The sequence below is a fragment of the Dyella kyungheensis genome, assembly GCF_049913195.1.
GTDB classification, from domain to species: Bacteria; Pseudomonadota; Gammaproteobacteria; order Xanthomonadales; family Rhodanobacteraceae; genus Dyella; species Dyella kyungheensis.
This window is the reverse complement of sequence record NZ_CP183983.1, coordinates 4,746,312-4,773,124: the sequence shown is the minus strand read 5'-3', so window position 1 is coordinate 4,773,124 and position 26,813 is coordinate 4,746,312. Positions and strand designations below refer to the sequence as shown.

Annotated in this window: 25 protein-coding genes; 6 read left to right on the top strand and 19 right to left on the bottom strand. The window is 65.2% G+C overall.

Going from position 1 to position 26,813, the window contains the following annotated elements; translation table 11 throughout:
* Positions 1 to 62: 62 nt before the first annotated feature.
* The 5 genes from ACN9MB_RS21290 (at position 63) to ACN9MB_RS21270 (ending at position 3,170) form a co-directional block, all read left to right on the top strand.
* Entirely contained in the window at positions 63 to 833 is a 771-nt protein-coding gene (locus tag ACN9MB_RS21290; protein WP_204634626.1) for a M48 family metallopeptidase, read from the top strand.
* Between the two features lie 67 nt (positions 834 to 900).
* Positions 901 to 1,578: a sigma-70 family RNA polymerase sigma factor gene (locus ACN9MB_RS21285; RefSeq protein ID WP_204634625.1), complete on the top strand. Its 678-nt coding sequence runs from the start codon at positions 901 to 903 to the stop codon at positions 1,576 to 1,578.
* Positions 1,569 to 1,931, top strand: a complete 363-nt coding sequence (locus tag ACN9MB_RS21280; protein WP_204634624.1) for a hypothetical protein — start codon at positions 1,569 to 1,571, stop codon at positions 1,929 to 1,931. The genes ACN9MB_RS21285 and ACN9MB_RS21280 overlap by 10 nt, the downstream gene beginning before the upstream one ends.
* Positions 1,928 to 2,491 (top strand): hypothetical protein, encoded by a 564-nt coding sequence (locus ACN9MB_RS21275; protein ID WP_426270224.1) that lies wholly within the window; start codon positions 1,928 to 1,930, stop codon positions 2,489 to 2,491. Before ACN9MB_RS21280 ends, ACN9MB_RS21275 begins: the two co-directional genes overlap by 4 nt.
* A 100-nt stretch (positions 2,492 to 2,591) precedes the next feature.
* Positions 2,592 to 3,170, top strand: coding sequence for a methyltransferase family protein (locus ACN9MB_RS21270; protein ID WP_426270223.1), 579 nt, complete (start codon positions 2,592 to 2,594; stop codon positions 3,168 to 3,170).
* Between the two features lie 43 nt (positions 3,171 to 3,213).
* Here the strand turns inward: ACN9MB_RS21270 and ACN9MB_RS21265 are convergent, their stop codons facing one another.
* The 19 genes from ACN9MB_RS21265 to ACN9MB_RS21175 form a co-directional block, all read right to left on the bottom strand.
* The gene (locus tag ACN9MB_RS21265) at positions 3,214 to 4,218 is read right to left on the bottom strand and encodes an alpha/beta fold hydrolase (RefSeq protein ID WP_426270222.1); all 1,005 of its coding nucleotides are present in this window, start codon (positions 4,216 to 4,218) and stop codon (positions 3,214 to 3,216) included.
* Between the two features lie 75 nt (positions 4,219 to 4,293).
* On the bottom strand, positions 4,294 to 6,156 hold the full coding sequence (locus ACN9MB_RS21260; RefSeq protein WP_426270221.1) for a M1 family metallopeptidase: 1,863 nt from the start codon (positions 6,154 to 6,156) through the stop codon (positions 4,294 to 4,296).
* Between the two features lie 989 nt (positions 6,157 to 7,145).
* Positions 7,146 to 7,460 (bottom strand): EF-hand domain-containing protein, encoded by a 315-nt coding sequence (locus ACN9MB_RS21255; protein ID WP_426270220.1) that lies wholly within the window; start codon positions 7,458 to 7,460, stop codon positions 7,146 to 7,148.
* A gap of 75 nt (positions 7,461 to 7,535) precedes the next feature.
* Positions 7,536 to 9,233: an acid phosphatase gene (gene acpA / locus ACN9MB_RS21250; RefSeq protein WP_426270219.1), complete on the bottom strand. Its 1,698-nt coding sequence runs from the start codon at positions 9,231 to 9,233 to the stop codon at positions 7,536 to 7,538.
* Positions 9,230 to 10,795 (bottom strand): S10 family peptidase, encoded by a 1,566-nt coding sequence (locus tag ACN9MB_RS21245; protein ID WP_426270218.1) that lies wholly within the window; start codon positions 10,793 to 10,795, stop codon positions 9,230 to 9,232. Before ACN9MB_RS21245 ends, acpA begins: the two co-directional genes overlap by 4 nt.
* Positions 10,796 to 10,816: 21 nt before the next feature.
* Complete coding sequence (locus tag ACN9MB_RS21240; RefSeq protein ID WP_426270217.1) at positions 10,817 to 12,361, bottom strand: S10 family peptidase; 1,545 nt, start codon at positions 12,359 to 12,361, stop codon at positions 10,817 to 10,819.
* Between the two features lie 272 nt (positions 12,362 to 12,633).
* A complete protein-coding gene (locus tag ACN9MB_RS21235) occupies positions 12,634 to 13,368 on the bottom strand; it encodes a DUF2968 domain-containing protein (RefSeq protein ID WP_426270216.1) in 735 nt (244 codons plus the stop codon).
* A 124-nt stretch (positions 13,369 to 13,492) separates the two neighbouring features.
* Entirely contained in the window at positions 13,493 to 15,565 is a 2,073-nt protein-coding gene (locus ACN9MB_RS21230; RefSeq protein WP_426270215.1) for a TadG family pilus assembly protein, read from the bottom strand.
* A gap of 5 nt (positions 15,566 to 15,570) precedes the next feature.
* Positions 15,571 to 15,972: a DUF3613 domain-containing protein gene (locus ACN9MB_RS21225; RefSeq protein ID WP_204638130.1), complete on the bottom strand. Its 402-nt coding sequence runs from the start codon at positions 15,970 to 15,972 to the stop codon at positions 15,571 to 15,573.
* On the bottom strand, positions 15,969 to 16,796 hold the full coding sequence (locus ACN9MB_RS21220; RefSeq protein ID WP_426270214.1) for a Flp pilus assembly protein TadD: 828 nt from the start codon (positions 16,794 to 16,796) through the stop codon (positions 15,969 to 15,971). Before ACN9MB_RS21220 ends, ACN9MB_RS21225 begins: the two co-directional genes overlap by 4 nt.
* 2 nt (positions 16,797 to 16,798) lie before the next feature.
* Positions 16,799 to 17,734 (bottom strand): type II secretion system F family protein, encoded by a 936-nt coding sequence (locus ACN9MB_RS21215; RefSeq protein WP_426270213.1) that lies wholly within the window; start codon positions 17,732 to 17,734, stop codon positions 16,799 to 16,801.
* A gap of 66 nt (positions 17,735 to 17,800) precedes the next feature.
* The gene (locus ACN9MB_RS21210; RefSeq protein ID WP_426270212.1) at positions 17,801 to 18,727 is read right to left on the bottom strand and encodes a type II secretion system F family protein; all 927 of its coding nucleotides are present in this window, start codon (positions 18,725 to 18,727) and stop codon (positions 17,801 to 17,803) included.
* Positions 18,724 to 20,088, bottom strand: a complete 1,365-nt coding sequence (locus tag ACN9MB_RS21205; protein WP_426270211.1) for a CpaF family protein — start codon at positions 20,086 to 20,088, stop codon at positions 18,724 to 18,726. The genes ACN9MB_RS21210 and ACN9MB_RS21205 overlap by 4 nt, the downstream gene beginning before the upstream one ends.
* A complete protein-coding gene (locus ACN9MB_RS21200; RefSeq protein WP_204638135.1) occupies positions 20,073 to 21,353 on the bottom strand; it encodes an AAA family ATPase in 1,281 nt (426 codons plus the stop codon). The genes ACN9MB_RS21205 and ACN9MB_RS21200 overlap by 16 nt, the downstream gene beginning before the upstream one ends.
* A gap of 11 nt (positions 21,354 to 21,364) precedes the next feature.
* Positions 21,365 to 22,666, bottom strand: coding sequence for a type II and III secretion system protein family protein (locus tag ACN9MB_RS21195; protein ID WP_426270210.1), 1,302 nt, complete (start codon positions 22,664 to 22,666; stop codon positions 21,365 to 21,367).
* Positions 22,663 to 23,652: a Flp pilus assembly protein CpaB gene (gene cpaB, locus ACN9MB_RS21190; protein ID WP_426270209.1), complete on the bottom strand. Its 990-nt coding sequence runs from the start codon at positions 23,650 to 23,652 to the stop codon at positions 22,663 to 22,665. Before cpaB ends, ACN9MB_RS21195 begins: the two co-directional genes overlap by 4 nt.
* Before the next feature lie 20 nt (positions 23,653 to 23,672).
* Positions 23,673 to 24,167, bottom strand: coding sequence for a TadE/TadG family type IV pilus assembly protein (locus ACN9MB_RS21185; protein ID WP_426270208.1), 495 nt, complete (start codon positions 24,165 to 24,167; stop codon positions 23,673 to 23,675).
* Positions 24,164 to 24,706: an A24 family peptidase gene (locus ACN9MB_RS21180; protein ID WP_426270207.1), complete on the bottom strand. Its 543-nt coding sequence runs from the start codon at positions 24,704 to 24,706 to the stop codon at positions 24,164 to 24,166. Before ACN9MB_RS21180 ends, ACN9MB_RS21185 begins: the two co-directional genes overlap by 4 nt.
* 97 nt (positions 24,707 to 24,803) lie before the next feature.
* The gene (locus ACN9MB_RS21175) at positions 24,804 to 24,989 is read right to left on the bottom strand and encodes a Flp family type IVb pilin (protein WP_426270206.1); all 186 of its coding nucleotides are present in this window, start codon (positions 24,987 to 24,989) and stop codon (positions 24,804 to 24,806) included.
* Between the two features lie 616 nt (positions 24,990 to 25,605).
* On the opposite strand from ACN9MB_RS21175, the gene ACN9MB_RS21170 reads away from it, so the two are divergent.
* Positions 25,606 to 26,577 (top strand): AraC family transcriptional regulator, encoded by a 972-nt coding sequence (locus tag ACN9MB_RS21170; RefSeq protein ID WP_204638141.1) that lies wholly within the window; start codon positions 25,606 to 25,608, stop codon positions 26,575 to 26,577.
* Positions 26,578 to 26,813: the final 236 nt, after the last annotated feature.

Here is a 26,813-nt window from a genome sequence, read left to right as displayed (position 1 = left end):
TGGGACACTGAGTCCCTTTCGGACATCGGTCGGCCTGGACGCCATGCAGTTAAGGCGGGGATATGACGCAGCATCTTGAAGGCGATTGGCTGGAACTGGCCACCGCGAGCGGCAGCACCATCCGTGTGCTCAAAGCCGCCCATCCGCGCGCGCGCCGGTTGCGGCTCACGGTGACGCCCAAGGGTGCACGCGTGTCGTATCCGCACGGCACGCACCCGGCGCAGGTGAGTGCATTCCTGCGTCATCACGCCGACTGGCTCGAGCGCAAGCTCGACGAGTTGCATCTGATCGTGAAGCCGTTGCCGCCGCTGCGCGTCGGCACGCCCACGGAATTTCCGCTGCGTGGGGAAACCGTGCAGCTCGATTGGGCGGAAGGTCCGTACCCGCGCGTCGAAGCCGGCGAGGGCACGCTCACTTTGGTGATTCCTCGTCCGCATACGCGTGCAGTGCCGGTGGCGCGCGGCTTGCTCGCCTCGTATTTCGAAGCGCAGATCCGTCGCGATGTGTCGCGCTGGCTGGCCGGCTACGTGCCGCAGCTCGGGCTGGCGCCGACGGCGCTGCGCGTGCGTCCGATGAAGAGCCTGTGGGGCAGCCTCGATACGCGTGACCGCATCAATCTCGATCTCGCGCTGGCGCTCGCGCCGCCGAACGCGTTGAAGTACGTGCTCGCCCACGAGCTATGCCATCTGAAGGTGCGCAGCCATGCGCCGCGCTTCTGGGCGCAGGTGGAAATCCTGTTTCCCGACTGGCGCGAACAGCGCGACTGGCTGCGCCTCAACGGCGCGTGGCTGAAGACCGAACTCGACCGGCTGATTGCCGACGTCGCGGATTGAGCCTTCGCTTTAACCCCATTCGGGCGTTCCCGGCGATCATGGAAGTATCGCCAACGGAAAGGACGCCATGTCGGCCGTCATCGCCCCACCCATGGATTGGACGCATGCCTGCGCGCAAGCGCTTGAGCCTCTGCGTCGACTGCTGTCGCAACCGCACCTCGAGCAGATAGCCGAAACGTCGGCGCTAAGCGACGCGCAATGCATGGAGCGCTATCGCAACGGCGACGTGCATGCCTTTCGCGTCCTCTACGCACGCTATCGCGAGAAGCTGCACCGCTACACGTTGCGCCTGGCCGGCAAGGCCAGCGAGGCGGAGGAAATCTTCCAGGACGTGTGGATGGCCGTGGTGAACGGCAAGGCCGGCTATCAGCCGAACGCGCCGTTCGCCGCGTGGCTGTTCGGCATCGCGCATCGCCGCGCCGCCGATCGCTGGCGCGTACTGGGCAGGCATGCGCCCGATGCGATCGAGCCCCATGAGAACGCAGACGATGCGATCGAGCATCACGCCGCATCGCCCCTGTATGCACCCGACCGGCATCTCGACAACGACGCGCTGGGCAGGGCGCTGGTCGAAGCGGTGAATGGATTGCCACTGCCGCAACGCGAAGCCTTCCTGATGAAAGCCGAGGGCGAACTCAGCCTGGAAGACATCGCTTTCGCCACCGGTACCACGCGTGAAACGGTAAAAAGCCGCTTGCGCTATGCACAGCAGAAACTGCGCGAGGCGTTGCAGGCATGGCGATGAACGACGACATGGATGAACTGCTGCGGTTGTACCGGCATGCCTCGAACGAGGCGCCTGCCGCGCGGCTCGATGCACGCATTCTCGGCGCCGCGGACCGTGCCGCATCGATGCGCCGCTGGTCTCGGCGCATCGCATGGCCGGCAGCCATCGCCGCTTCGTTGCTGCTGTGGACGATGTGGCCGGCTCCCGGTCATCGTTCACCCCTGACCACCGATCCCATGGCGGCCCACGATGCGGGCCGGGTCCGCAGCGAGCTCCAGCAGATGGACGTCACGCCGCCACGCAACGACGTGGATCGGTTCCTGCTGTCCACCAACCTTCACCCCCAACCCGAGACAGGGAATGCCCTATGAAGAAGATCTTCGCCACCGCCGTTCTCATCGCCAGCTGCATCGCGTCCAGTGCGCACGCGGCGGCGCCGCGTGGCTGGTTCATCACCGGATCCGCCCAGAATGATTTCGAGACCGGCACGGAAGCGTCGACCCGCGTGCCCAAGAGCACCAGCGCCTACCTGCGTGCCAAGAGCGAAAGCAACGGCTTCGCCACCCTGATGCAGACCATCGACGCGGCCGCCTACAAGGGCAAGCGCGTGCGCCTTTCGGGCTATCTGCGCACGAAGGATGCCGGCAAGGGCGCGCTGTGGATGCGCGTCGACGATACCGACAAGAAGTCGGTGGCATTCGACAACATGGATGACCGCGCACAACAGGGCGACAAGCCGTGGCAGTCATTCGATGTCGTGCTGGACGTGCCCGACAACGCGCGCGACATCGCTTTCGGCGTGCTGCTGCAGAACAAGGGCGAAGTGTGGGCCGATGGCCTGAAGTTCGAAGTCGTCGGCAAGGATGTGCCGTTGACGGGCGGCCCGCACCCCTTGTCGCCCGCGCCGGTGAATCTCGGCTTCGTCGAGTGAGTCTCGCCTCCCCGCGCCAGGGAAGGTGCGGGGAGGCACTCTTGCGTTAAGCCGCGCATACGCAGAACCTTGGCGCCTACCGGGGACAAGGGGGAGCGTCATGGAACTGCCGATCGGCCCTTTCATCAAGGCCATGTGGTTGATCTTCGCGCTGTACTGGCTGTGGGGATGGCGGCGCGTCAAGGGCGCGCAGCGCAAGGAAGCGATCCTTCCGCGCCTGGTGAAGTACTGGTTGCCGCTGGTCATCGCGATTGCGCTGATCGGCCCCGGCGACTGGTTCGGCAGCAGCTGGCTGCATGCGCGCATGTATCCGGCCAGCGCCGCGATCGCCGTGCTGGGCGCGCTGCTCACCCTGTTTGGCGTCGCGTTCGCCTGCTGGGCGCGTTACGTACTGGGACGCAACTGGAGTTCCGTGGTGCAGGTCAAGCAGGATCACGAACTGATCCAGAGCGGCCCCTATCGCTGGGTGCGCCACCCGATCTACACGGGCCTGCTGCTGGCTTTCCTCGGCACGGCGATGGCCATCGGCGAGTGGCGTGGGCTGATCTGCGTCGTTATCGTCGCCGTGTCGTTCTGGTTCAAGCTGAAACTTGAAGAGCGCTGGATGCGCGACAACTTCGGCTTGGCCTACGAAAGCTATATGCAGCGCACGAAGGCGCTGATTCCGGGCCTGCTCTAGCGAACGTCACCGGATGGCGATGAGGCCATCCGGCGCGTCGGGATCAATGCGACAAGGTGAACTGCGTGAGGATGCGCGCGGTCTCGTCCGGCTTTTCCATGATCGGCATGTGATTGCAGCCGGTCATCATGCTGGTGTTGATCGCGGCGGCGTTCTTCAGGCCGTTGCGCAGGCTGTCCAGGGCGGAGATGTCGATGATCTTGTCGTCGTGGCACCACAGGCCGAGCACCGGCATGCCGAGCTTGTCGAGGCGATTCTGCAGCGACAGGTACTCCGAGGGGTCGCGCAGCTCGTTGAAGGTGCGATCGATGAAGGCGCGGTTTTCCTGGTTGCGCTTGATCAGTACATCCTGAAAACGGCCGGGAATGTTCAGCGGCTTGGCGAACGCCCAGGCGGTGGCCTTGGCGAACTGCTCGCGGTTGTCGAATGCGAATACGTTCTTGCCCGACATCGCTTCGCGCGAGAATGCGTTTTCGTTGGCCTTCAGGCCGAACGAATCGAGCAGGGCGAGTTCCGCCACGTGCTCCGGATGCTCGGCGGCGAACACGCCGGCAATGGCGCCGCCCATCGAGTGGCCGACCAGCACCACCTTGGGCAGATGCAGCGCTTCCATGAAGTCCTGCAGGCGTGCGACCTGCGCATCGATGTTGTAGCTGGCGCCGTCGACGCGGGTGGATTCACCCCAGCCCGGCAGATCCGGTGCGATCACGTGAAAATGCGGGGTCAGCAGTTCCATCTGCTTGAGCCACACTTCCTTGGTGGCGGCAAAGCCGTGCAACAGCACCAGCGTGGGGCCTTCGCCACCTTCGTAGTAGACCCAGGTGGTATCGCCGACCTGCACGGAATGCTTCTCAACGTGGGCGGCCATGGCCTGGCGCTTGACGTCGGCGGCCATCAGCCATTGCGGCGCAAACAGGTACGAGCCGCCCAGCACGACGGCCAGCAGGATGGCGACGAAGCCGAGGAACTTGAGGCGGCGCAGGGCGAGCCGCTGCCATAGCGGGCGCGTCGAGGCAGGCGTGGAAGGAATCGTTTTTTTGGTGGCCATGGGGAAACCAGTAGGAGGAAACGCAGCTATCGATGGCGTCGCGCGCCCCCTTTTGCAAGGAGGCGCGCGCAGAGCTTACTTGCCGGTGCCCTTCTTCGCCTTGGCGAACACGGCTTCCACCGCCTGCTGCGTGAGCGGGTGGTAGCCGCTCTTCGCCTTCGCATAAACCTGCTGTGCGTACGCCAGGCCTTCCGGCGATTTCACGAAGGCCTTGTACAACGGCATGGTGAGGTACAGGCGACCGATGCGCGTCATGTGCTCGGCGGCGGCTGGCCACACGTCCTTGTCGCCCGCGGCGATGGCATGGCTGTACCAGCGCATGCCGATCTCCGCGTTAGGCGTGCCGGTGAGCTGCCAGGCGGCGTCGATCTGCTTGATCTTGTCCAGCGGCGCCACGTCCGGCAGGCCGTCGAGGAAGTACATCCATTCCTGCGTGTTCCAGCTCTTCGCGTCGAGCTTGTCGGCAGCGAGCGAGCCGGCGAGGAACGACGCGCGCTCCTTGTCGATGGCGTTGAAGCGCGGCGAATCCGGCAGCGGCGCATCCTTGGGAATGCCCGGCTCGTACACCCACTGCTGCACTTCGTCCCAGCTCATCTTGCCCGGGTTCTTGTCGAACAGATTGGCCTTGAGGTAATCGAGCATCTGTTCGGTGTCGATGCTCTGGAACGCGAAGTGGGCGAAATAGCCCTTCAGATAGGCATCGAAGGTGTCGCGGCCAAAGCGCTGCTCCAGCGTGCGCAGGAACCAGCTGCCCTTGTCGTACGGCACTTCGGAAATCGAATCGTCGGCGCCGATGCCGGGCTTGGGCGCGAGGCGCTGCGCATTCGGGGCGATGGTCTTGTCCCTGATGGACTTCTCGAGGCCGCGGGCGGAGATCAGCGCTTCTTCGTCGGCCAGCGTCTTGCCGTATACCGCTTCAGTGATACGGCCCTGCACGTAGGTGGTGAAACCTTCATTGAGCCAGATGTCGCGCCATGCGGCGCTGGTGACCAGGTTGCCCGACCACGAGTGGGCGAGTTCGTGCGAAATCACCGAGACCAGGCTCTTGTCGCCCACCAGCAGCGTCGGCGTGGCGAATGTCATGTTCGGGTTTTCCATGCCGCCGAACGGGAACGAGGGCGGCAACACCAGCAGGTCGTAGCGGCCCCAGGCGTACGGGCCGTACAGCGACTCGGCGGTCTTGATCAGCTTCTCGGTGTCTTCGAATTCCTTGGCGGCCTTGCCGACCACGCTGGGCTCGGCATAGACGGCCGAACGCGGACCGGTTTCCTTCGCTGCGATATCGCCCGCCGCGATGGCGAGCAGGTACGAGGGGATCGGATGCGGCTGGCTGAAGGCGAAGTTGCCATCGAGCGGATGGTTCGCCTCGTTGAGCGCGCTCATCACCACTCGCACGTCCTTCGGTGCGGTGACGTGGGCGTCGTAGGTGAAGCGAATCGCCGGCGAATCCTGCAGCGGCACCCAGGAGCGCGCGTGGATGGATTCGGACTGCGAGAACATGAAGGGCAGCTTCTTGTCGGCCGTCTGTTCCGGCGGCAGCCACTGCAGGCCCGAAGCGGTCGGCACGGTCGAATAGACGATGCGCACCTGCGCGGGATGCTGCGGCGTGGCGATGGTGAGCTTGCTGCCCAGTTCCTTGTCGCTCGGCGCCAGCGCGTACTTCAGTGCGCTGGTCTTGCCCGCGGCGTCGACGGCTTCGATGCTGGCGATCTTCAGGTCGCGCGTATCGAGCACCAGCGACTGCGCCTTCGGATCCTTCCAGTCCAGCTTCAGCGTGGCCTTGCCATCGAGCTGCTTGTGCGGGAAATCGACCTTCAGGTCCAGATCCAGGTGGGTCACGCGAACCTGGTCGGGCTGCGCGTAGGAATGCGGGTCGGCGGCGAAGGCGCTCAGCGGCAGCGCGAGGGCGCCGAAGGCTAGGGCATGGAACGGGCGCATCGGGGAAACTCCAGTTGCAGGAATCCCGAGTATGCCATTGGTGGGTGGTGGGTCGCGGGTGTGGGGAGTCATCTTGAGATTGGGCCGATCTGGGGCGGTTCCGCGACCGGGCTCGCCTGCCGCGGGCTTCCGTGCCGCTGCCGCGGCCCGGGTCACTTTCTCTGCTTGGCCAGAGAAAGTAACCAAAGAGAGGCCACCCCGGATGACGCGCCTTCCGGGCCTTTGGCCCTCCAGGTGCGCGGGTGGGTTGCGGGGTTTTTCGACAGGGCATCCTGCCCTGGCGAAAAACTGGCCCGCATCCATGCGGGCCACCCTGCGGGCTGATCCTCCACCCACCCGCCGCGTCATACGGGGACCCCTGAGAGCCAAGAGCCAAGAGCCAAGAGCCGGAGCTAAGAGCGAGAGCTGCAGGGCTACTGTGGGAGCGCACTTGTGCGCGACAAGCCGACGGAGCGGTACATCCATGCGTGGCTGTCGCGCACAAGTGCGCTCCCACAGAAAGCACACAGGTTCCCGCGAGCACCCGCCCCTCACCCCGGCCCTCTCCACGGTGGGGAGAGGGAGAAGTGCGGTACATCGCGTACAAGCCAAGGGCGATGCGAAGCGAGCCTCCGCTTTAAGTCCTCAGCGATTCGGGCGCGTTGCGCAGCGCATTGAAGTACCCCTGGGGTACCCTCCCATGGAGATCCGGTGGGACGCGCCTCGCGCGTTCGTGCTTGGATTCAACACGATGCTGCCAGCTTTAGAGGCCATTTCTTTGGGTTACTTTTCTTTACTCCGGGCATCCTGCCCTCCGCCCTTCGGGCCGGCTTCGCCGTTCGCATGCGCTCCTGCGCATGCGTGGGCCGGCAAAGAAAAGTGACTCGAGCGGCGGCAGCCGATCGAAACGCCCGCTGCGTCCCACAGGGACTAGCTTCGGGTCGTAAGCGGCCCGGTCGCGGGATCGCGACATCCGGGCGAGAGAGCGGCTTTGCCGTCTCAACAAAAAATCAGTGAGTCGACGCCGCCGCTGCCGGATGCCGATGTCCTTGTTGCAGCGACTTCACGTAATCGACCACATCCTGCTTCGACACCGTGCCTTTGTGATCCTTGTCGATGGCATCGAAATGCGCGCGGATGAACGGCACCGTGCCTTTTTCCGCTTCTTCCTTGGTCAACACGCCGTCCTTGTTCTTGTCGGCGATGTCGAAGTTCTTGTTGGCGATCTGGGCCTGCTGGGTCAGGCTGCCAAGGCCGCTCTGTGCGTGGACGCCAGCGGCGAGGACGGTGGTGAGTGCGATGGCGGTCAGAACAGTGCGGCGCATGATTCTCGCTCCCTGAAAAGGCGCGCGAAGTATGTCACCGGGAATGTGAGCAGTTCGTTCGCACGCCGTCCGTCTTCAGGCCCTCAGTTCCAGCGCGTTGGTCAGATCGCCGGGAGGCGGCCCGCCAGCCGCGATCATCGCTTGCTCGCGCATGCTCAGGCCGGGCAGCTTCTCCAGGCCGAAGCGGCGGGTGAGGAAGCGCGCGATGGAGCCGGTGTCGTAGATCGTGTGGTCGACGTGGCCCTTCTTGGCGAACGGCGATACCACCAGGGCGGGGATGCGCGAACCCGGGCCCCAGCGGTCGCCCTTGGGCGGCGCCACGTGATCCCACCAGCCGCCGTTCTCGTCGACGGTGATGATGACCATCGTGTGCTTCCACGATGGCGATTTCTGCAACGCATCGACAATCGCCATCACGTGGCGGTCGCCGGTATCCACGTCCGAGTAGCCGGCGTGCATGTTGAGGTCGCCCTGCGGCTTGTAGAAGCTCACTGTGGGCAAGCGATTGGCTTCGATGTCGGCGAGGAAACGATTGGTCTTCGAGGTCTCGCCCACGCCGGCGTCGCGCAGGTGCTTAGCGCGTGCGTCGGTGCCGGGCGCGAAGCTCTTGAAGTAGTTCAGCGGCTGGTGATGGATCTGGAAGTTCGGGCGCTGCGGGAACTGGTGTTCGTCGCCGTCGCCCTTGCCGTCGAGCGCGAGCTGCCAGGCACCGGCGTACCACGCCCAGTCCACACCCTTGGCGGAAAGCACGTCGCCGATGGTCTTGTGCAGCTGCGGCGGCAGCGTGTTCGGGCTGTCCTCGGAGGCCAGCAGCGGATTCGTGCCCGACTGCGTGCTGGTGGGCTGATACGGCGGCATCATCGTGTTCACGGCCCAGAAGTCGGGCGTGAGTTGGCTGCGCGAGATCGGCTTGGCTTTGCCATCCATCGCGCTGTGCGGTGAATCTTCGGCGAGCTTCAGGCGCGGATCGTCCGCCTTGCCGCTTTCGGTCACGGCGATGTTGAATTGAGCCGGGCTGTGGTCTGCATTCGGATAGAATGGCGGTTGCGCGGCGACCAGGTACTGATGGTTGAGGAACGAGCCGCCGAATGCGCCCATGAACCAGTTGTCGCACAGCGTGTATTGCCGCGCGAGCTGCCACAGGCGCAGGTTGGACGCGCTGTCGTCGTAGTGGCCCATCACCATTGCGCCGGTGTCGCCCCAGGCCACGAAGCCGTCGTTCTTGCCGCCGTTGATCTGGCGCTGGTTCTCGTAGAACGCATGAATGAGATCGCGCGTCACCACGCCATGCGGCAACGGTTCGCCGTCGCCCGTGCGCAACGCCCATGGTGCATTCGGCAGGCCGGTGAGATGGTCCTGCGTCACCTGGTAGTCGCGGTGGTTCACGGTCTGCTTGTGCGGCGCCAGGCCGTGCCAGATCGGCGGCAGCTCCTTCAGCACGCTGCCGTCGCGGTCGCGTTGCAGGTAGGCGTCGGGCTTCAGCGCGCCCAGCGGCTGCTCCACGCCGGGGAAATTGGCGAACAGGTTGTTGAAGCTGCGGTTCTCCAGGTAGATCACCACGACCTGCTGGATGTCCTTGCGCAGCGCCTCGTCGATGGCCGCCGGGGCCATCGACGACGCTGCCGGCTTGGCACCGGCAGCGAGCGTTTCGGTGCCGCCGATGGCCAGCGCGGCACCGCCCAGCGCGAGGCCGCCCAGCAGGCGGCGTCGCGAAGGATCGTCGGGTTGTTCGTCAGATGATTCGGGGAAAGGCGGGGGAGGAAGCTTGGTCACGGTGCGGCGTCATCATAGAAACGGGACAGATCGGCCTTGGTCTGCTGCAAGGACGTCTGGTCAAGATAAATCATGTGACCGGAAGGATAAAAACCGAACGTGACATTCTTGCGTTCGGCCGGTTCCAGGCCGAGATGGGTGAGGTCGAACTCGGTGGCGTAGAACGGCGTGGCGAGATCGTAATAGCCGTTGGCCGAGAACACCTTGAGGTGCGGATTGCGGCGCATGGCGTCGGCCAGGTCGTCGGCCACGTAGGTGGCCTGCAGCCAGCCGCCGTTCTTCTTGCGCTTCCAGTCCCAGTTGCGGCCGATGGCGCCGTAGTTGTTGGGCAGGTAGGCGCGATCCTCGGTGAACTTCAGTTCGGTCGCGGCGTACTGGTTGAACACCGCCACGTAGGCGCCGGTGATGGCGTCGCTGGCGGTATCGCCATCGGGCGTTTCGCCGGCGGCGTCCGGATCGATGCCCTGGAAACGGCCGTCCAGACGGCCAACGGTAAGGCGCTCATTGCGCAGCAGTTCCTTGCGGAAGCGGCTGGGATTCACGCGCAGGTTGGCTTCCTTGATGTATTGCGGCGACAGGCCGAGGTAACGGCTCATCTGATTGGCCACGCGATCGGCTTCGGCCGGATCGATGGTGTCGCCCTTGTCCAGCGCCAGCGTGTAATCGCTGGAGGCAAAGCGGCGCACCTCGGCGAGGAACGTGCCGATATCGGCCGGCTTGTTCGGCACCTTGTTGTGGTACCAGGCGATCGCTGCCTCGGTCGGCAGGTTCACGATGTAGCCGTGGTCGATGCCAGGCGCTGCCACCGAGAAGTCGAGGATGGAGGACATCAGCACGACGCCGTTGAACTCCATGCCCGCGTCCTGCAGCGACTTCACCAGCACGGCGGAGCGGGTGGTGCCGTAGCTTTCGCCGAACAGGAACTTCGGCGAATTCCAGCGGTTGTTCACGCTCACATAGCGGGTGATGAACTTGGTGAACGCCTCGGCGTCCTGGTCCACGCCCCACACGTCCTTGCCTTCGGTCTTGCCCACCAGCTGCGAGTAACCGGTGCCCGGCGCGTCGATGAAAACCAGGTCGGTCTTGTCGAGCAAGCTCTGCTCGTTCGGCACCCAGCGGTACGGTGCCGGCGGAATCGGCTTGTCGCCATCGTTGGCCACGCGCACCGGACCGAACGAGCCCATGTGCAGCCACATCGACGACGAACCCGGGCCGCCGTTGTAGAAGAACGTCACCGGACGCTTGCTGTTCTTGCCACCGTCGGCCGTGTAGGCGACGTAGAAGAAGCTCACCGTCGGCTTGCCCTTCTCGTCGCGGATGGTCAGGCGGCCGGCGGTGGCGGTGTAGTCGATGCTGCGGTTGCCCACGCGCACGCTGTGCTTGGTCACCACGCTGCGCTCGGGCGGCGTGGGTTGGGTGTGCTCGTCGGCGTTCTTGTCTTTGTCCTTGTCGCCCTGTTCGGTCTTGGCGGCATCCTTGGGCGTATCGGCGGCGTGCAGCGGCAGGGTGCCCAGGGCCAACAGCGTGGCAAGGGCGAGCGAAGCAAGCGGAAGCTGGCGCATGTCAGTCGTCTCCGGGTCCAATCAGGAGTGGGTGGTGGCGTCGTAGTAGCGTGCCAGGTCGCCCTTGAGCTGCTGCAGCGCTTCGGTGTTGAGGTAGATCATGTGGCCCGACGGGTAGTACAGGAAATGCACATTGCCGCGCAGCGACGGTTCCAGGTTCATGTGCGAGATGTCGAACTCGGTGTTGAAGAACGGCGTGGCGAAATCGTAGTAGCCGTTCACCGAGAGCAGCTGCAGATGCGGGTTGGTGCGCATCGCATGCGCCAGGTCGCCGGCCACATAGGCCATCAACAGCGGACGCTTGATGCCGGCCGCCTGATGCTTCCAGTCCCACGACTTGTTGATGTCGCCGAAGGTGGGGCGATAGTCGAGGTCGCTGTGGTAGTTCAGCTGGTTGACGATGTAGTCGTTGAACGCGGTGACGAACGCGCCGCTGATGCCGGTGTCGGAGGCATCGTAGTCGGGCACTTCGCCGGCCGCGTCTTCGTCCACGCCTTCGAAGCGCGCGTCGTAGCGGCCGATGGTGCGGCGTTCGTTGCGCAGCAGTTCCTTGCGGAAGCGCGACGGATCGACACGCAGGTTGGATTCCTTGATGTACTCCACCGACAGGCCGGTATACGCCGCCAGCTGGCGCGCCACGGCGTCGGCTTCGGTCGGCGAGATGTCCTGGCCCTTGGCCAGCGCGCTTGCATAAGGGCCGCTGGCAAAGGCGCGTACCTGGTCGATGTACGACTTCAGGTCGGCCGGCTTGTTGGCGAGCTTGTTGTGATACCAGGCAGCGGCGGCGTAACTCGGCACGTAGCCGATGTACATCGCGTCATAGCCCGGCATGCGCATGCCGTAGTTGAGGATGGAGGACATGATGATCACGCCGTTGAACGACATGCCCTTGTCCTGCAGCGCATCCACCAGCGCGCCGGAGCGCGTGGTGCCGTAGCTTTCGCCGTAGAGGAACTTCGGCGAGTTCCAGCGGTTGTTGATCGTCACGTAGCGCTGGATGGCACGCGAGAACGCCGACACGTCCTGGTCAACGCCCCAGAAATCCTTGCCCTCGGCCTTGCCGAGCGGTCGCGAATAACCGGTGCCCACCGCATCGATGAAGACCAGGTCGGTCTTGTCGAGCAGGCTGTCGCTGTTGGACACCAGCTTGTACGGCGCCGGCGCGGTGGCGGCGGGGCTGTCGGTGGCGATGCGCACCGGGCCGAACGAGCCCATGTGCAGCCACATCGAGGAGGAACCCGGGCCGCCGTTGTAGAGGAAGGTGACCGGGCGCTTTTCCGCCTTGCCGTCCACCGTATAGGCCACGTAGAACACGCTGGCCTGCGGCTCGCCCTTGTCGTCGCGGATGATCACCGTGCCGGCCGTGGCGGTGTAGGAGACCGAATGGCCGTTGATGCTCACGCTGTGCTTGGTGCGCACGGCGGTCTCGGTGCTCGGTGCCTGGACGTCCTCGTCCTTGCTGGCGGCCTTTTTGTCTTTGTCCGGCGGCGCATCCTTGGCCAGGGTGACGAAACACGGCGACAGCACAAGGCTGCCTGCCATCAGCAAGGTCAAGAGACGGCGCATGCAATTCCCCGGTATTGGATCGATGTAAGTCCCGAGTATGCGTATCAAGGTCACGCGGCGACCGTGACAAAAGTACTGGTTGGCTTGCTTTTCGCTGACCAAATGTGACGGCGATCCTTCGCAGGATCGTGCGCAAGGCAGCCTGGATCAGGCCGGGAATGCTTCCGATGTCGTTGTTGCCAGTCGGCTTTTTCTTCGCCGCTCACGCCGCAAAAAGAAAAACCGCCGCTATCCGTGAGGATGCGGCGGTTCGGACGGCCAGGTCGGCCCGCTCAGGGCGACGCGGCGGGCGGCTGGTTCGGCTGCGGGGTCGGCGCCGCGGTGGTGGCAGGCGCCGGCGTGGGCAGCACCAGGTTCGGATTGGACTGCATCGTTTCCAGGGCGCGGATCTGCTGCTTCACCGCATCGAGCTGTGCATTGGTGTTGTGCAGATCGCTGCTCAGCGCCACCGCCTGCTGATGGGCCTGCTCCTGCTGGGCGGCCACCTGCTGCGCTTGCTGCTGCTGGTTGTTCGCGTCCTGCTGCAGGCTGCGCAGCTTCGCCTGGTTCACCGCGATCATGTGCTCGGCGTACTTGTTGCCGGCATCCAGGCGCATGGTGTCGATTTCGACCTGGCCCAGCGTCTGCGTCTGCGACACGAAGGTGCGATAGAGGCTCTCGGCGTCGTCGAAGGAATCGGTCTGCATCACGCGCCAGAATTCCTTGCCGTGGAACAGCACCACGTAATAGCCCAGGGTTTCCGGACGGAACAGCAGGCTCGCGCCATAGGTGCTGTTGTACGTGGTGCGCACTTCGGTGAGCTGATGGTTGTCAATCAACTGGCGAAGGCTTTCCACCGTGCTCAGCGGCACCTTGGACTGGGTGGAAGCGGCCGGCTCGGGTGCGGGCGGCATCGGGTTGTTGCTCGTCGCGGGTGCGCTCGCGCACGCCGAAGTGGCCATGAGCACCAGGGTGCCGATCGCGAACAACACCCGCCGTGGGCCCGCGCTGCGAGTCAAAGCCTTCATCCTGAAATTCCCCTTTGATCGTGGCCCGCCCTGGAAAGCGCTGCTGCGCGTATTTCCAGCCCTTTGCCAAGCCAACCGGGACAGTCTAAGGGTCTGTTTGTGGGGGTCAAGAGGCGATGCATCGCTAGTAGACCAACTGCACACCGTGACACTGCAGCGACTGCAGACTCACCGTGCTGACACCCAGTTTGATGCCCAGGATGTCCCTCAGCGCCGGCGTCAGCACCTGCGAGCCGAGCTGGTTGAGCGGCCCCTGCAGGGTCTGCACCACGAAGCCGAGCACGGCTACCAGGCTGTTGGGCAACGAGGTGGTGCCGCCATTCATGGCGGTCTGGATGGCCGCGATGCAACTGTTCTGGAAACCCGCCGCGCAACCCGTCTGGGTGAGCACGTTGCCCAACAGGTTGACCACGCCGCCGAGCAGGTTGCTGGTGCCGGTAAGAATGCCCGGCACATTGAGCGTCAGCGTGCTGCCGAGAATGTTGCCGACCTGTCCGCCGGTGTTCTGCAGAAAACTCTGCAGGCCCGTGGTGGTGCCCGACAGCTGGGTCAAGGCTGCCGAGAGCTGGTTGAGGTTGGGCGTGAGACCGGTGTGGGCAGCCGCGTTGTTGTTCCACAGGTCGGTCGCCAGCGGCGTGGAGATCGATGATGGCGTGGATGTCGCCGTCTGGTTGAGCAACGCGGTAGTCAGTGCGTTGAAGACATTGGTGACGGTGGTGCCGATGTCGAGCGGGGTGCCGCCGCTGGGAATGTTCGCCGATTCGCCCGCGGCCAGCGTGCCGCTGCCATTCGCCGGCAAACCGGTGATCACGAACGGGTTGACCACGCTGGCCACGGTTGCGCCGGCGACCGTCACATTCAGCAAGGGAGGCCCACTGACCGCGGGGATCTGATCGCAACTTCCCGCGGTGCTGAATGCGCTGCTTTGCGATATGCCGCCCACGCACATCTTCAACACCGACGATTGCACGCCGAAGGTGGCGTGATACGGGCTGCTGTTCTCGGTGCACAGGCTGTTGAGCGTCGCCTTGGCGTAGACCAGGTCGATCGCAATGGGCAGGTTGAGGCTGATCGACGTCTTGGCCAGCGAGCTCACCAGCGTGCCCAGCAACGGGATGTTGTTGGTCGAGAACTGCACGTTGATGAAGGCGCGCACCTGCGCCGTGGACGCGCTCGTACCCACGCCACCAATGCCGATCGACGGCGGCTCGATCACGCTGAAGGCGCTGCTGATGCTGAAGCCAAGAATATTCGGCACAGCGACGGCACCCTTCAGGGCGTGTTGCCCGGTGGCCACGCCGACCGCGCCGCTGATCAGCTGCAACGCATTCACCTGGGCATTGAGCGCCGTCTGCACGCTGCTGTCGGGCGCCGTGATCTGTGCGAACAAGCCGCTGGTCGATCCACTGGAACCCAGCGTGACCTTGCCCGGTGCAGTGCCGGCGGCGGCGGTGACCGCGTTGACCAGGGTGGCGTTGGCGCTGAGCAACTGCTGTTGGCCGGCCGCATTCACCACGGCATTGAGCACGTCGATCAACGCGTGTGCCTGCACCGACGAGGCGAGCAACTGGTTGACGCCGCCGACATCGAGGTTGGCCGGCACGCTCACGCCGAGCTGGTTGAGCAGACCCGAGGGCGTGACGGTGGCCGTGGCCAGTCCGTTGTAGCCGACCAGCGTCGCCTCGGGGATGTTGAGTCCAATGCCGGTGAGCAATTGGCCGAGCGGCGATTTTCCGCTGACGTCCACCAACGTGCTGCCGATGCTGAAAACCGCCACGGGCTGCAAGCCGCTCGCCACCGCTTCGGCGCTGACGTTGGGTAGTTTGCCCGCCATGCCCCAGATGGGCAGCACCGAACGCTGCGCTACCACTTTCACCGCATTGGGCGTGCCGGTCGTGCCGGCGAAGTGATCGCTGCTCCCGTTGGCCGGGTTCCAGGTGCCGCAGTTGACGCTGAGCTGGCCGGTGAATCCATTTTCCGTCGTCGCGTTGCCTGTGGCGGCGGTGTTGTTGCCGTTGCCCGACGTGCACGCGTTGAGCTGCTGCGCACCGGCGAGGGCCGCCAGGTCGGCCACCTTCTGCGTGTCGCGCTTGGCCCAGTACAGATAGCCCACTTCCACCAGGCCGAGCATGGTGATCAGGCCCAACATCATCAACAGCATCGCTACGGCCGTGGAACCGCTTTGCGCGCGCCGCATACGGGTCAGGGCGAGCTGGAGGTGGACGACGCATCGGCACTCTTGCTGACCGCCGCGTCATAGAACTCCGGAATCGGATGCTCGAAGCTCTTCAGGTAGCGCTGGTAGCTCGCCGACGCCTCCGGGCCCGGTATCGGCAGATGCTTGCCGGCATGCGTGCCCTGCGCTTGCATGCCGAGCAACTGGTGCGTGGTGTCGCCTACCTGCGTTTCCTCGTTCGCACTATCGGTTGCCGTTGGCGCGGGCGCGGCGGCAGGCGGCGGGCTGTCGACGGTGGCGGGCGGCGCCGTGGGCGCCAGCATCTGGCCGGTGATCGGCGCTTGCTGTGCATGGGCGGCGATGCCGGCCGAACATGTCAACGCCAACGCGATGACAACCTGTCGGGAGATGCGAAGCGAAATCGTCATGGGCGTGCCTCGTAAGCGGTGCCATCCGTGGTGAAGCGTTGCAACATGCTGGCGGGTACATCCGTGCCGGCGGTGTTGTTCGCTGGGCGTGCCGGTGCGCCGGCGGCTTGAGCGCCGGGCGTCGCCGTGCGCGTGCGGCGCGATGCGAGCTGCACGGCGAGACGATGCACGTCGTCCTGGCTGCTCGCAGGCAGCTCGCCGCGCTGCATGATGGCGTCGGCCCGCGTGGTGTCACCGGTCAGCATGGCCCATAGCGCCAGGTTCGCGATGACCTTCGCATTGGTGGGATCCAGCTCGGCGGCCATCGCGAGCGGGTCCTTCGCGGCGGCCGTCTGTCCATCGCACAAGCGTGCATAGCCCAGATCGCTCAGGTACGCGGCGTTGACCGGCTCCAGTTCGGTGGCCTTCAGCAGCGCTTCGTCGGCCGCCGTCGCATGACCCGACTGCGCCTCGACCAGGCCCAGCCCATGCCACGCGGCAGCGGCCTGCTCGCCGCTGAGAAGGCTGCGATAGATGACGCGCGCCGCATCCAGTTGACCGGTGGCACGCAGCGCATCGGCCTGTCGGCGACGCAGTTCCGGCGCGTTGCCGAAACGCTGGCGATACGCGTCGATGTGTGCGAGCGACGCGTAATAGGCCCCTTGCTGCTGCATCTGGCGAATCAGGTCCATATAGACCGACTTGTCGTCGCGGGCACTGTTGCCCGGCGCGACCAGCGATGCCGTGGGCGTGTGGTTGGGATAGCCGCCGAGCGTCTTGCCGCACGCTGCAAGCAGCACGCAGGCGATTGAGGCAAACAGCCAGCGAGGCAGGGAAGTGCGCATGGTCAGTGTCCTCCCAGCTTGGTCATGGTGGTGATCAGCGAGATCGCAGCCGGCCCGGCCAGCACCAGCATCAGTGCCGGAATCAGCGTGAGCATCATCACCACGGTCATCTTCACGGAGAGCTTGCCGCTCAGTTCCTTCATGTGCAGCTTGCGTTGCTCGCGCAGGCGATCGCCGAACTGGCGCAGGGGTTCCTGCACGGCGCCGCCGTGCTCATGCACTTGCACGAGGATCTGCACGAGGCTCTTCAGGCCGTCGTTGTCGAATTCGCACAGGCGATGCAGCGACTGCATGCGCGTGCGGCCACGCAGGTACAGCGCGTTGGCGTCGCCGACCTCGCGGCTCATCAGCGGCATCGCTTCCTGGAAACGGTCGGCGACCATCTGCAGGCTCTGGTCCACGCTGAAACCCACGCCCTGCAGCAGCCGCAGGAGATCGACCAGCAAGGGCAGTTCGTCGTCGGCGCGTTTGCGCAGCCGCTTGGCCAGGCTGCCCAGCACGAGCTTGGGCGCGATCAGGCCGAATGCCGCGGCGCCAAGCAACACCACGAAGGCGCTGAAGCCGCTGGGCGCCAGCCACAGCATTACCGGCAGCGGCACCGCCATGGCCAGCGCGAGGCGCAGGCCGAGAAACATCGCCCGTCCCTGGCCGGTGTTGCGGTTGATCTGTCCCAGCAGCAGCCGGTCTTCCGGCGTGATCAGCGCGCGGCCCAGCCGTCCGTTCTCGAAACGCCGGCCCAGCGCAGCCAGCGTGTGCAACAACAGCGTCCAGGCGTCTTCCTGGGGCTCGGCCGGCGTATCGCCGGGGTTGCCTGCGCGCGGGCCGAGCAACGCCCGGTCGATCAGCCGGCTTTCCTGCTGGCGCTGACGGTAGTGGCGCAGCGCCTCGCTGGCGAACAAGCCGCCGCCTGCCGATAGCGCCACCAGTGCGGCAATCATGATCCAACCCACTTCCACGACGCACCCCCAAGCGAATAGCGAAAGAGACGACAGCGCCACGCGCTGCTACAGCGATTTGGCCAACCGGTACAGCAACAGGCCGCCGGTCAACTCCAGCCCGAGCGCGATGAGCAGGATCTTGTGGCCCAGTGCTTCGGTGAACATCGGTTTGAAGAACGACGGATCGAGCAGCGTCATCACCGTGGACACGGCCACCGGCAGCAAAGCCAGCACCCAGGCCGACATCCGCGTTTCGGCGGTGATCGCCTTCAGCTCGGAGCGCGCGTGCGCGTGGTCGCGCATGAAGTCGCTCATGCGCTGAAGGATGTGATCGGCCCGGCCGCCCACGCGCATGCCGATGCCGAACACGGCATGCAGCAGCGAGAGTTCTTCCAGCGCATAAGGACGCGACGCCATCGCCAGCGCCTGGTCGAGATCGGCGCCGGCGTGCATCGACGACAGCGTGCGATCGAGCACGCCACGCAAAGGCATCGCCACCGACTTGCTGGTGCTCTGGAACGCCATCGGCAGGCTGTTGCCCACGCTGGTCATGCGGATCATGCCGTCGAGGAAATCGGGCAGCTGCGCCAGCAAGAGCTGTTGCTGCTTCTCGATGCGGCGGCGCAGCCACAGCCATACGGCCGCGCCGTACAGGGCAAGCATCAGCGGCATGCCCCAGGCGCTGCCGATGCGCCACCAGGCCAGCAACGTGAGTGCGATGCCGGGAGCGGCCAGTGCGAGATAGATCGACCGGCGGGTCGGAAGCGCCGCGCGCGTGAGCACACTGTCTGCCCGCTGCAGCAGGCCCTGCTTGCGCGGTGCCGGCAGCGGCGGCGGTGCGCGAGGATCGGTTTGCCCTCGCGTCACCAGCCGTTGCTCGATGCTCTCCAGACTCTTGCGCTGCTGCAGGCGCAATGCGCTGCCCCACCACAGCTCGATCGCGCCAGCGAGCAGCAGCAGTGCGAGCGCGGCCAGCGACAGCGCCTGGATCATGCGAACGGCCCGTTCGCTTCGCGCAGCAGCTGGCGGAACGGTTCGAGCTTGCTGGTATGCGGCTGCAGGCCGAGACTCATCCAGCGGTCGATCTCCTTGCCGTCGCGGTCGACGAAGGGATCGTGGCGGTACATGTCCTGCGTGGTGATCACGTTGTCGCCCACGCCGGTCACTTCGGTGATCGACGAAATCACCCGGCGGCCGCTGCTCAGTCGCGCGATCTGCACGATGAAATCCACCGCGCTGGCGATCTGCCGGCGCAAGCTGGTCTCGCTGCCCTGGAAGCCGGCAAAGCCCGCCAGCATTTCCAGCCGGTACAACGCATCGCGGGGCGAGTTGGCGTGGATGGTCGACATCGAGCCGTCGTGGCCGGTGTTCATCGCCTGCAGCATCTCCAGTACTTCGACGCCGCGCACCTCGCCCACCACGATCCGGTCCGGACGCATGCGCAGGCTGTTGCGCACCAGGTCGCGGATGCTCACCGCGCCTTCGCCGTCGAAACTGCCGAGCCGGCTTTCCAGCCGCACCACATGTGGATGGTTGAGCGCGAGTTCGGCGGTGTCTTCCACCGTGATCACGCGTTCGTGCGCGGGGATGAAGCTGGCCAGCGCATTGAGCAGCGAGGTCTTGCCCGAACTGGTGCCGCCCGACACGATCACGTTGCAACGGCCGAGCACCGCCGCTTCGAGGAACGAGCGGATCGCGCGATCGAACGTGCCCTTTTCCTGCAGTTCGTCCGGCGTGAACGGATCCTTGCGGAACTTGCGGATGGACACGCACGGGCCGGTGACCGAGAGCGGCTCGATGATGGCGTTGAGACGGCCGCCATTGGGCAGGCGGGCATCCACCATCGGGTTGGAGTCGTCCAGCCGGCGGCCCAGCGGCGCGAGGATGCGGCGCACGATGCGCAGCAGGTGATGGTTGTCGCTGAAGCGGATGTTCTCGCGCTTGAGCACGCCCTGGCGCGACACGTAGACATCGTCGTGGCCGTTGATCAGGATGTCTTCGACCGCGGCATCCAGCAGCAGGTCGTCCAGCGGACCGAAGCCGGTGAGTTCCTTCACCAGCGCGCCGGAGACCTGTTGCATCTCCGACTCGTTGACCGGGATGCGCCACTCCTGCACGAAGCTGGCGGTCTCCGTTTCCACGTACTTGGTGACCGTGGTGCGCGACCACGATGCGATATCGATGCGCTGGTCTTCGATGCGGTTCAACAGGAATTCGTGCGCCGCCGACAGCACATCCTGGAACTGCTGGGTCTGTTCGAAAGGCAACGCAGGGCCATCCAGCCGCGAAGAGACGTCGGCACGGCGCAGTGCGGCAGCGAGCAACGCACTGGAAGAATTCAGTGGCGTTTCCATAAGTTCCCCCGTATCGGGTTGAGCAAGGTCCTCCAGCCGCGCTTGCCGGCGTCGCGCTTCGTGCGCAGCCGGAAACGGGCGAGGAGCGGAGCGAGCGCACGCACATAGGCGTCGTTCGCGGCGATTTCATGCAACAGCGAGCCGCGGTTGGCGGCGGCGCGCAGGGTGCGCGAGCGTTCCGGCAAGGTGGCCAGCAGCGGCAGGCTGAAGCGCTCGGCCATACGTGCGGCGCTGAGGCCGCAGGCCTCGTCGTAGCGGTTCACCAGCAGCGACACCCGCAGGTCGCGCGCCTGCGCGCGTTCGAGTTGGCGCAGGCAGGTGTCGAGCGCCACCATCGAACCGAGCGCCTGGTCGGTGACCAGCCAGATCGCGTCGGCCATCTTCAGCAGGCTGTGCGCGACATCGTCCAGCGCGCGGCTGTCCAGGTCGCACAGCACCAGGTCGTACATGCCCAGCAACCGTTCCAGCAGGGGCACGACCTCGGCGCCGGCCAGGCTGATGTTGCGTTCGCGGGGTTGTGCCAGCACGGCGGCGCCGCTGCTGTGATGCGGCACGGCAGTGCGTACCAGGGTGGCGTCGATGCGGCTGGCGTGGCGCAGCGCGTCGTCGAAATGGAAGTCGCCGCCGGTGCCCAGATAGAGCCCGATATCGCCGCTCGAGTGACCCAGATCGAACAGCATGACGCTGTTGCCGCTGGCGGGGGCAGCTGCCGACGGCTTGATCGCCGCCGCCATGGCGCCCAGGTGCGCTGCCAGCGTGCTGGTGCCCAGGCCCGGCCGCACGCCGCAGAGCAGTACCAGCTGTCCGCGCCTGGGTGCGCGCGCGGGTTGTCCGTCCGCTGCATGGCGCAGCTGCTCCAGCGACGTGCGGAGCTGATCGAGGATCTCCTCGTCGCCCGCATCGATGTCGATGAAATCCTTCAGCCCTGCACGCATCGCGCAGAGCACGCCCGCGCCCCGATCCGATGCCGCCGAGCCGATCCCCAGCAGCACCAGGCCCGGATCGATCGCCATCAGCTGGCGCGCGATCTCGGCGGAAGCGTCGGTATAGCCCTTGGAGAAATCGAGCAGGACCAGGCGCGGCTGATGTTCCTCCAGCGCGCGGCGGCTGGCGGCGAACTGGTGGCTGTCGCACCACGCCAGCGTGACCAGCTGGCGCAGGCGCGCGGAGAAACGCTGCGCATTGTTTTCGTCGGGCGAGTAGAGCAGCAGCGTCGAGTCCAACGCCGGCTTGGTCAAGGTCACCACCGTGGGGTTTGCTTGCATGGCCTTTGTCCTCAGCGCGAAAAGCCCGGCAGTTGATCGGACCCGGCCGGATTGAGCAGCCACGAGCCCCACACCGGCAGGTTGTTGCGCTGCTCGCGCTCGCCGGGCAGCGGCAGCCGGGTGTCCTTGGCGATCGGGCGCACCAGGTGCGGCGTCACGATCAACACCAGCTCCTTGTCCTGGCGGCTGTACTTGAGGTCGCGGAAGAACGAGCCGAGGATCGGGATGTCGCCCAGCAACGGAATCTTGTCCACCTGGCTGGTGATGTTCTGGCTCACCAGTCCGCCGATGATGAAGGTCTCGCCGTCGCCCAGTTCCACCGTGGTGTCGGCACGCCGCGTACTGATCGCGGGCACCGATACGCCGTTCAACACCACCGCGTTGGTGTAGTCCAGGTCGCTCGCCTCGGGCGCCACCTTGAGCGCAATGCGATCCGGCGCCAGCACCGTGGGCGTCACGGTCAGACCGATGCCGAACGGCTTGTAGACGATCGTGGTGGTACCCAGGCCCTGCGGCTCGGGAATCGGCAGCTCGCCGCCCGACAGGAAACTGGCGCTCTGGCCCGACAACGCCACCAGCGTCGGCTCGGCGAGCACGCGCGCCATACCGTCGCTCTGCAGCAGGTTGAGGTTCGCGTTCCAGGCGTGCTGGCCGTTGGCGCTGGTATGGCCCATCACCAGGTTGAAGGCCGAGGAAATGGCGCCGCCCGTGGTGGTGGTCGGACCCAGCGGCGAGGTGAAGCCGTAACGGAAACCGTTGTTGGTGGCATTGAAGTTGATGCCGATCTGGCTCATCACCGTCTTGTCGAACTCGACCACCTTCACTTCCACCTGCACCACGCCGCCGCTGGCGACGCTGGAGGCATCGATCACCGCGCCCTTGTCGCCCGACGCGTTCTGCGCCGCCGCCACGCCGCGTTCGTGCTCGAGCATGCTGGCGGCCTGGCCGCTCAGCACGGCTTCGTTGTCCTGCACGGCGATATGCAGGCCGCTGTCGCTTTGCAAGGCGGCCTGTCCCGCGCTGCGTACCTCGACCGTCAGTCGCTGCGGCGCGGCGTCGCCACGGCGCCATAGCAGCAGGGTGGTCTGGCCCGGCTTCTTGCCGACCAGCAGCGCATCGCGCTGGCCTTTCAGCATCACGATGTCGGTGACGGAAGGATCGGCAATGGCCACGCGCTGGATCTCCGCTGGCAGATGCCAGGGGCGCTGTTCGTGCACCTGCAGTGCAATCGTCGCATCGTTGACGGTGGCCGCATGCGTCGCCAGCAGCGGCAGCGCGGCCGTCACCAGCAGGATCCAATGACGCTGGCTCATGGAGTCACCGCCAGCGGTGCGTGCGAGGAGGCGACGTTGGTGCCGCGAATGATTTCCGGGCCAGCCTGCGTCGGCGTGTGTGGCCGGATCGCCGGCGTGCTCGTCCGTATGCGACCAAGCAGGCCCGCGTCTTCGACGCCGGCAAAGGCGCGGTTCTCCGGCGTGAGCAACCAGGCGCGTTGTTCGGCGCTGAGGTCGCTGCGTGGCGCCAGCACGGTAGGCGGCAACGGAAACAGCAGGTCGCTGGGCATGCCCGGATCGCCGGGATGGCGCAACGCAAGCGACACCTTGCCGGCCTGCAGGCCAAGCACGAGCGGATCGACTTCCGCCAGGGGCACCGCGAGCACAGCCATCTTCGCCGCTGCCTCGGTGGCTTCGTTCTTGGTGGCCGGCGTGGGCTGGCTGACGTTGGGCAAGTCGCGCGCGCCGTAGGCCAGCACGCGCAAACGCGCGGCGAGCAGGCGGCTGTCGGTGTGTTGCCGGCCCATGGCGGCCGGGTTGAGTTCTTCCATCTTCAAGGTCACCACCACGTCCACGTAATCGCCGGGCTGCACGCGGTAGCCCACGCCGGAGACTTCATCGACCGGCACCGCCAGCGCACGCTCGCCCGGCCGAAGCTGCATGGCGATCGGGTTGGCGAGCAGGGCGGAGGTCACCACGGTGCCTTCGGGAATATCGACGCGGGGCACCTGGCCCACCAGCAGCTCGATCTGCCCATAGCTGCCCTCGGGCGCCGTGGACACCGCGATGTCGCGCAGCGCGGCCGCGGGAATCACTTCGCCGGCCGGCAAGGCTTGCGCAGCGACGATGGCGTGCGCTGTTTTCGCCGGCGCCACCGGTACGGGCGGTGCCGTGACGGGCGCAGCGGCGACCGGTGGCGGCGTGTCCTGGTCCGGACGCCGCTTGCCGAGGGTGAAAGCGACCAGCGCCAGCACCGTCGCGAGGACGACCAGCACAAGGGCGGCGATGCGTGACACGTTGTGCATCTGGAGGCGTCTCCGGTTCGTCAGGTGCCCAGGTCCAGCTGCACGGTGGCCGAGCTGCTGAGGTTGGATTTCATCAACCATCCGTACAGCGCCGAGGCGCCGGGTACGAACGGGTGGGTGTTGTAGTCGAACGACGCCACCACCGTGATGCAGGTCCTGGCGGCATTGCTGGGGCAGGGCGTGGCGGCGGAAATCGCCACCGGCGCGTAGCTCGCACCGGGCGCGGCCGGCGTGCCGCAATTCGCGCTTTCGCCGGAGAAGGCCAGCAGCCAGGCCATCGAACGTTGCGCGGCGTAGCAGGCATTGCTTTGCCGTTGCGCCACCGTGCCGTATTGCAGCGCGGCCCGCGCACCCTCGGCCGATGCCAGCGACAGCGACTGCTGCGCGGCGAAGATCAGCACGCCGGTCAGCGTGATCAGCAACAGCGGCAGCACGCCCAGCAGAAACACAAAGGCGAATTCGATGGCTGCCACGCCACGCTGCCGAGCAGGACTGGCGTGATGACAGACGATCATGTGCTCTCCCAATGCAACAGCTCGGGAGTGAGCACGGTGACGATGGCGGCGATGCCGAGATAGGCAGCATGCGGCAGTCCTACCCGGCCCTGCCGTGCATGCAGGGAGCGCTGCCACAGCGGCGATGCATGCAGATGGTGGCGCATGGTGCTCACGCCCGGCGCATAAGCGATGCGCGGCAGGCGAAACAGCAGCACGCAGACGGCATGCACGCCGGTCATCAGGCAGCCGATGATCCAGATCGGCAGCAACGCACGCACGCCGAGCAGGAAGCCCAGCGTGGCAAGAAACTTCACGTCGCCCGCGCCCATCCAGCGGATGGCGTAGAAGGGCAACATCACGACGAGTCCAGTGGCGAATCCCGGCAAGGATGGCCACGCAGCAGCTTTGTCGCCTATAGCCCATTGCAGGAGAGAGGCCAGGATCGCAACGGAAAGGGTGACCACGAGCCACTTGTTGGGTACCCGGCGCGCGTACACATCACTGAGCACGACCAGCGCGCTGAGAGCGATCGCGAGCAAAGGCAATACCGTGATCATGTCATCCCCCTTATGACTCCCGTGTCGCCGTCCCTGGCCCCATCTACATATGCAGACGCCGCCCCTCCGCGGCCGGGAAACTGAATCGCCTGGCTGATCAGGAGCTCTTGACCGCCGTATTTGCGACGGCTGTCAGGTTGGTGAAGAGGGTGGTGAACAGGTCCTGGAGCTTGCTGCCGAACACGGCAACGATGGCTGCCGCCACGATCGCCGCAAGAATCCCGTACTCGATCGCCGTGATGCCGTCTTCTTCCACCAGAAAATTGCGAATCATCGTGTTCATTGGTCTGTCTCCCGTAGAGCCCCGCGCTCTACTTCTCGATACTTAATCGGCCGCGCCTCTTTGTTTATCGGCAGCGACCGCCCCTATTGAGCATTTGGCCCATAGTCCATTCGGACTATTAAATCGATTGCACGAGCCGTGCCTTTTATCGGTCCAATAATACGAATGGCCAGTTGGATCGATTAATTTCAATCGACCCCAACGGCTCCCCGATCATTTAGATCGAAATAATCAATTCCGCGTGAAATCGACGATTTTGTGAAGTCAATTTCACGACAGCTGGCGACGGAAAAATGGCGCGAACGATCCGCTCCGCCGTGTCGTACGATTTATCGGAAGGCCCCTAAAAATGTACGGTCCGACCGTCCTGGGCGGAGTGACGTACGAGCACAGTCTCTTTGGGGCATGCGTGACTGCTTGCACAAAAACGGCAGGCGTGAAGACCGATTATGTGATGTGCATCACAAACCGAAGGGTGGCATTTCAGCCAAAACAGCTATTGCCGAATATGTGCATTGAGGCGATGCATATGGATTCTTTAATGAGCCTTGTCGCCGGTGATAATCAATGGCGACATTAATGGGCGCCTCGAAGTGGATGCCTCAGGGGGCAATCAATGGAAATCGAGAACGACGTCGGACTGCAGTCGCCCGATCTCGTCACGCTGTGCGGCATCCTCAAGGTCTGTGAGCTGGAGCTGGTACTGCTGGGCAAGCAAGGACCGCGTGCGCACGCTGATTCGATCGCGTCGGAGCGGGCGATCTATTTCACCGGCGAGGTGAACTTCGCCTTTCGCGGCCGCTTCGCGCTGCCGCAGGGCTGGTGTCTGTTCGGCTTTCTGCACCACACCTCGGAAGACAGCTGGTGCCATGGCACCTCGCTTGGCTCGGGCATGGCCTTCACGGTGTTCCCCGAGGGCATCAGCGAGTTCGTGCTCGGTTCCGGCAGCCGCATCACCGGCGTGCTGGTGCCGCAGCAGCGCGTGGTGGACAAGTACCTCGAGCTAAGCCCGCATCAGCCGGATGTGCCGGTCAGGGCGATGTCGCTGTTCACGTTGTCCGACGACGAGCGCGCCCGTGCGCTGCGCGCGAAGATCGATGCGGTGCGCGACCGCGTACTGCAGGCGCCAAACGAAGGTGCGCCGCACGATATCGATCTCGATGGCCTGCTCGAATCCCACCTCATCGCAGCGCTGTCGGCCCGCGCCGAGGACCGGCCGGCATGCTCGCGCGGCCGGCGCACGCACTACCTCGCCGTGCAGCGCGCCGAAGAGTTCATGCGCCGCAATCTGCGCCGGGACATCTATATAACGGAGCTGTGCAACGCCGCCGGTGTCAGCGAGCGCGCCTTGCGCTACGCCTTTGACGACCTGCTGGGCGTCTCGCCGAACCGCTATCTGTCGATGCTGCGGCTGTGCACGGCCTGCAAGAACCTCACGCTGTCCGATGCCAGCCGACGCTCGGTGAAATCGGTGGCGCTCAGTTGCGGCCTGTGGGACCTCTCGCGGTTTGCCGACCATTATCGCCGGGTGTTCGGCGAACGCCCGCGCGATACCTTGATGCGCGCACCGCCGTTCGAAGCGGCCTGAGTCATCGCGGCCGCGCCTGCTGGCCGTTCGTCGTTTCCGCATCGCCTCTCGTCACGCAACGAACACGTGATGCCGGATTTGTGCAGGCCGCTGCCGTATTTGCCCTAGACCTTGCCGGATCGGCTTATGCCGTTGCCGGATTGGAACATCGGGCAGCCGCTGCGATCGTTGTAATGAACCCCAAGCGTTGCCGGTGGCACATGTCGTGCGCCGGTACAGCTCGCATGGACTGTATG

What these genes read in the sequence shown, in the direction of transcription:
- ACN9MB_RS21260 (WP_426270221.1), bottom strand. Translation starts at nt 6,156, where the DNA reads ATGCGCCCGTTCCATGCCCTAGCCTTCGGCGCCCTCGCGCTGCCGCTG.
- ACN9MB_RS21240 (WP_426270217.1), bottom strand. Translation starts at nt 12,361, where the DNA reads ATGCGCCGTCTCTTGACCTTGCTGATGGCAGGCAGCCTTGTGCTGTCG.
- ACN9MB_RS21280 (WP_204634624.1), top strand. Translation starts at nt 1,569, where the DNA reads ATGGCGATGAACGACGACATGGATGAACTGCTGCGGTTGTACCGGCAT.
- ACN9MB_RS21180 (WP_426270207.1), bottom strand. Translation starts at nt 24,706, where the DNA reads ATGATCACGGTATTGCCTTTGCTCGCGATCGCTCTCAGCGCGCTGGTC.
- ACN9MB_RS21285 (WP_204634625.1), top strand. Translation starts at nt 901, where the DNA reads ATGTCGGCCGTCATCGCCCCACCCATGGATTGGACGCATGCCTGCGCG.
- ACN9MB_RS21220 (WP_426270214.1), bottom strand. Translation starts at nt 16,796, where the DNA reads ATGCGCACTTCCCTGCCTCGCTGGCTGTTTGCCTCAATCGCCTGCGTG.
- ACN9MB_RS21275 (WP_426270224.1), top strand. Translation starts at nt 1,928, where the DNA reads ATGAAGAAGATCTTCGCCACCGCCGTTCTCATCGCCAGCTGCATCGCG.
- ACN9MB_RS21270 (WP_426270223.1), top strand. Translation starts at nt 2,592, where the DNA reads ATGGAACTGCCGATCGGCCCTTTCATCAAGGCCATGTGGTTGATCTTC.
- ACN9MB_RS21265 (WP_426270222.1), bottom strand. Translation starts at nt 4,218, where the DNA reads ATGGCCACCAAAAAAACGATTCCTTCCACGCCTGCCTCGACGCGCCCG.
- ACN9MB_RS21170 (WP_204638141.1), top strand. Translation starts at nt 25,606, where the DNA reads ATGGAAATCGAGAACGACGTCGGACTGCAGTCGCCCGATCTCGTCACG.
- cpaB (WP_426270209.1), bottom strand. Translation starts at nt 23,652, where the DNA reads ATGCACAACGTGTCACGCATCGCCGCCCTTGTGCTGGTCGTCCTCGCG.
- ACN9MB_RS21195 (WP_426270210.1), bottom strand. Translation starts at nt 22,666, where the DNA reads ATGAGCCAGCGTCATTGGATCCTGCTGGTGACGGCCGCGCTGCCGCTG.
- ACN9MB_RS21200 (WP_204638135.1), bottom strand. Translation starts at nt 21,353, where the DNA reads ATGCAAGCAAACCCCACGGTGGTGACCTTGACCAAGCCGGCGTTGGAC.
- ACN9MB_RS21225 (WP_204638130.1), bottom strand. Translation starts at nt 15,972, where the DNA reads ATGACGATTTCGCTTCGCATCTCCCGACAGGTTGTCATCGCGTTGGCG.
- ACN9MB_RS21215 (WP_426270213.1), bottom strand. Translation starts at nt 17,734, where the DNA reads ATGATTGCCGCACTGGTGGCGCTATCGGCAGGCGGCGGCTTGTTCGCC.
- ACN9MB_RS21210 (WP_426270212.1), bottom strand. Translation starts at nt 18,727, where the DNA reads ATGATCCAGGCGCTGTCGCTGGCCGCGCTCGCACTGCTGCTGCTCGCT.
- ACN9MB_RS21245 (WP_426270218.1), bottom strand. Translation starts at nt 10,795, where the DNA reads ATGCGCCAGCTTCCGCTTGCTTCGCTCGCCCTTGCCACGCTGTTGGCC.
- ACN9MB_RS21255 (WP_426270220.1), bottom strand. Translation starts at nt 7,460, where the DNA reads ATGCGCCGCACTGTTCTGACCGCCATCGCACTCACCACCGTCCTCGCC.
- ACN9MB_RS21235 (WP_426270216.1), bottom strand. Translation starts at nt 13,368, where the DNA reads ATGAAGGCTTTGACTCGCAGCGCGGGCCCACGGCGGGTGTTGTTCGCG.
- ACN9MB_RS21205 (WP_426270211.1), bottom strand. Translation starts at nt 20,088, where the DNA reads ATGGAAACGCCACTGAATTCTTCCAGTGCGTTGCTCGCTGCCGCACTG.
- ACN9MB_RS21175 (WP_426270206.1), bottom strand. Translation starts at nt 24,989, where the DNA reads ATGAACACGATGATTCGCAATTTTCTGGTGGAAGAAGACGGCATCACG.
- ACN9MB_RS21185 (WP_426270208.1), bottom strand. Translation starts at nt 24,167, where the DNA reads ATGATCGTCTGTCATCACGCCAGTCCTGCTCGGCAGCGTGGCGTGGCA.
- ACN9MB_RS21290 (WP_204634626.1), top strand. Translation starts at nt 63, where the DNA reads ATGACGCAGCATCTTGAAGGCGATTGGCTGGAACTGGCCACCGCGAGC.
- ACN9MB_RS21230 (WP_426270215.1), bottom strand. Translation starts at nt 15,565, where the DNA reads ATGCGGCGCGCGCAAAGCGGTTCCACGGCCGTAGCGATGCTGTTGATG.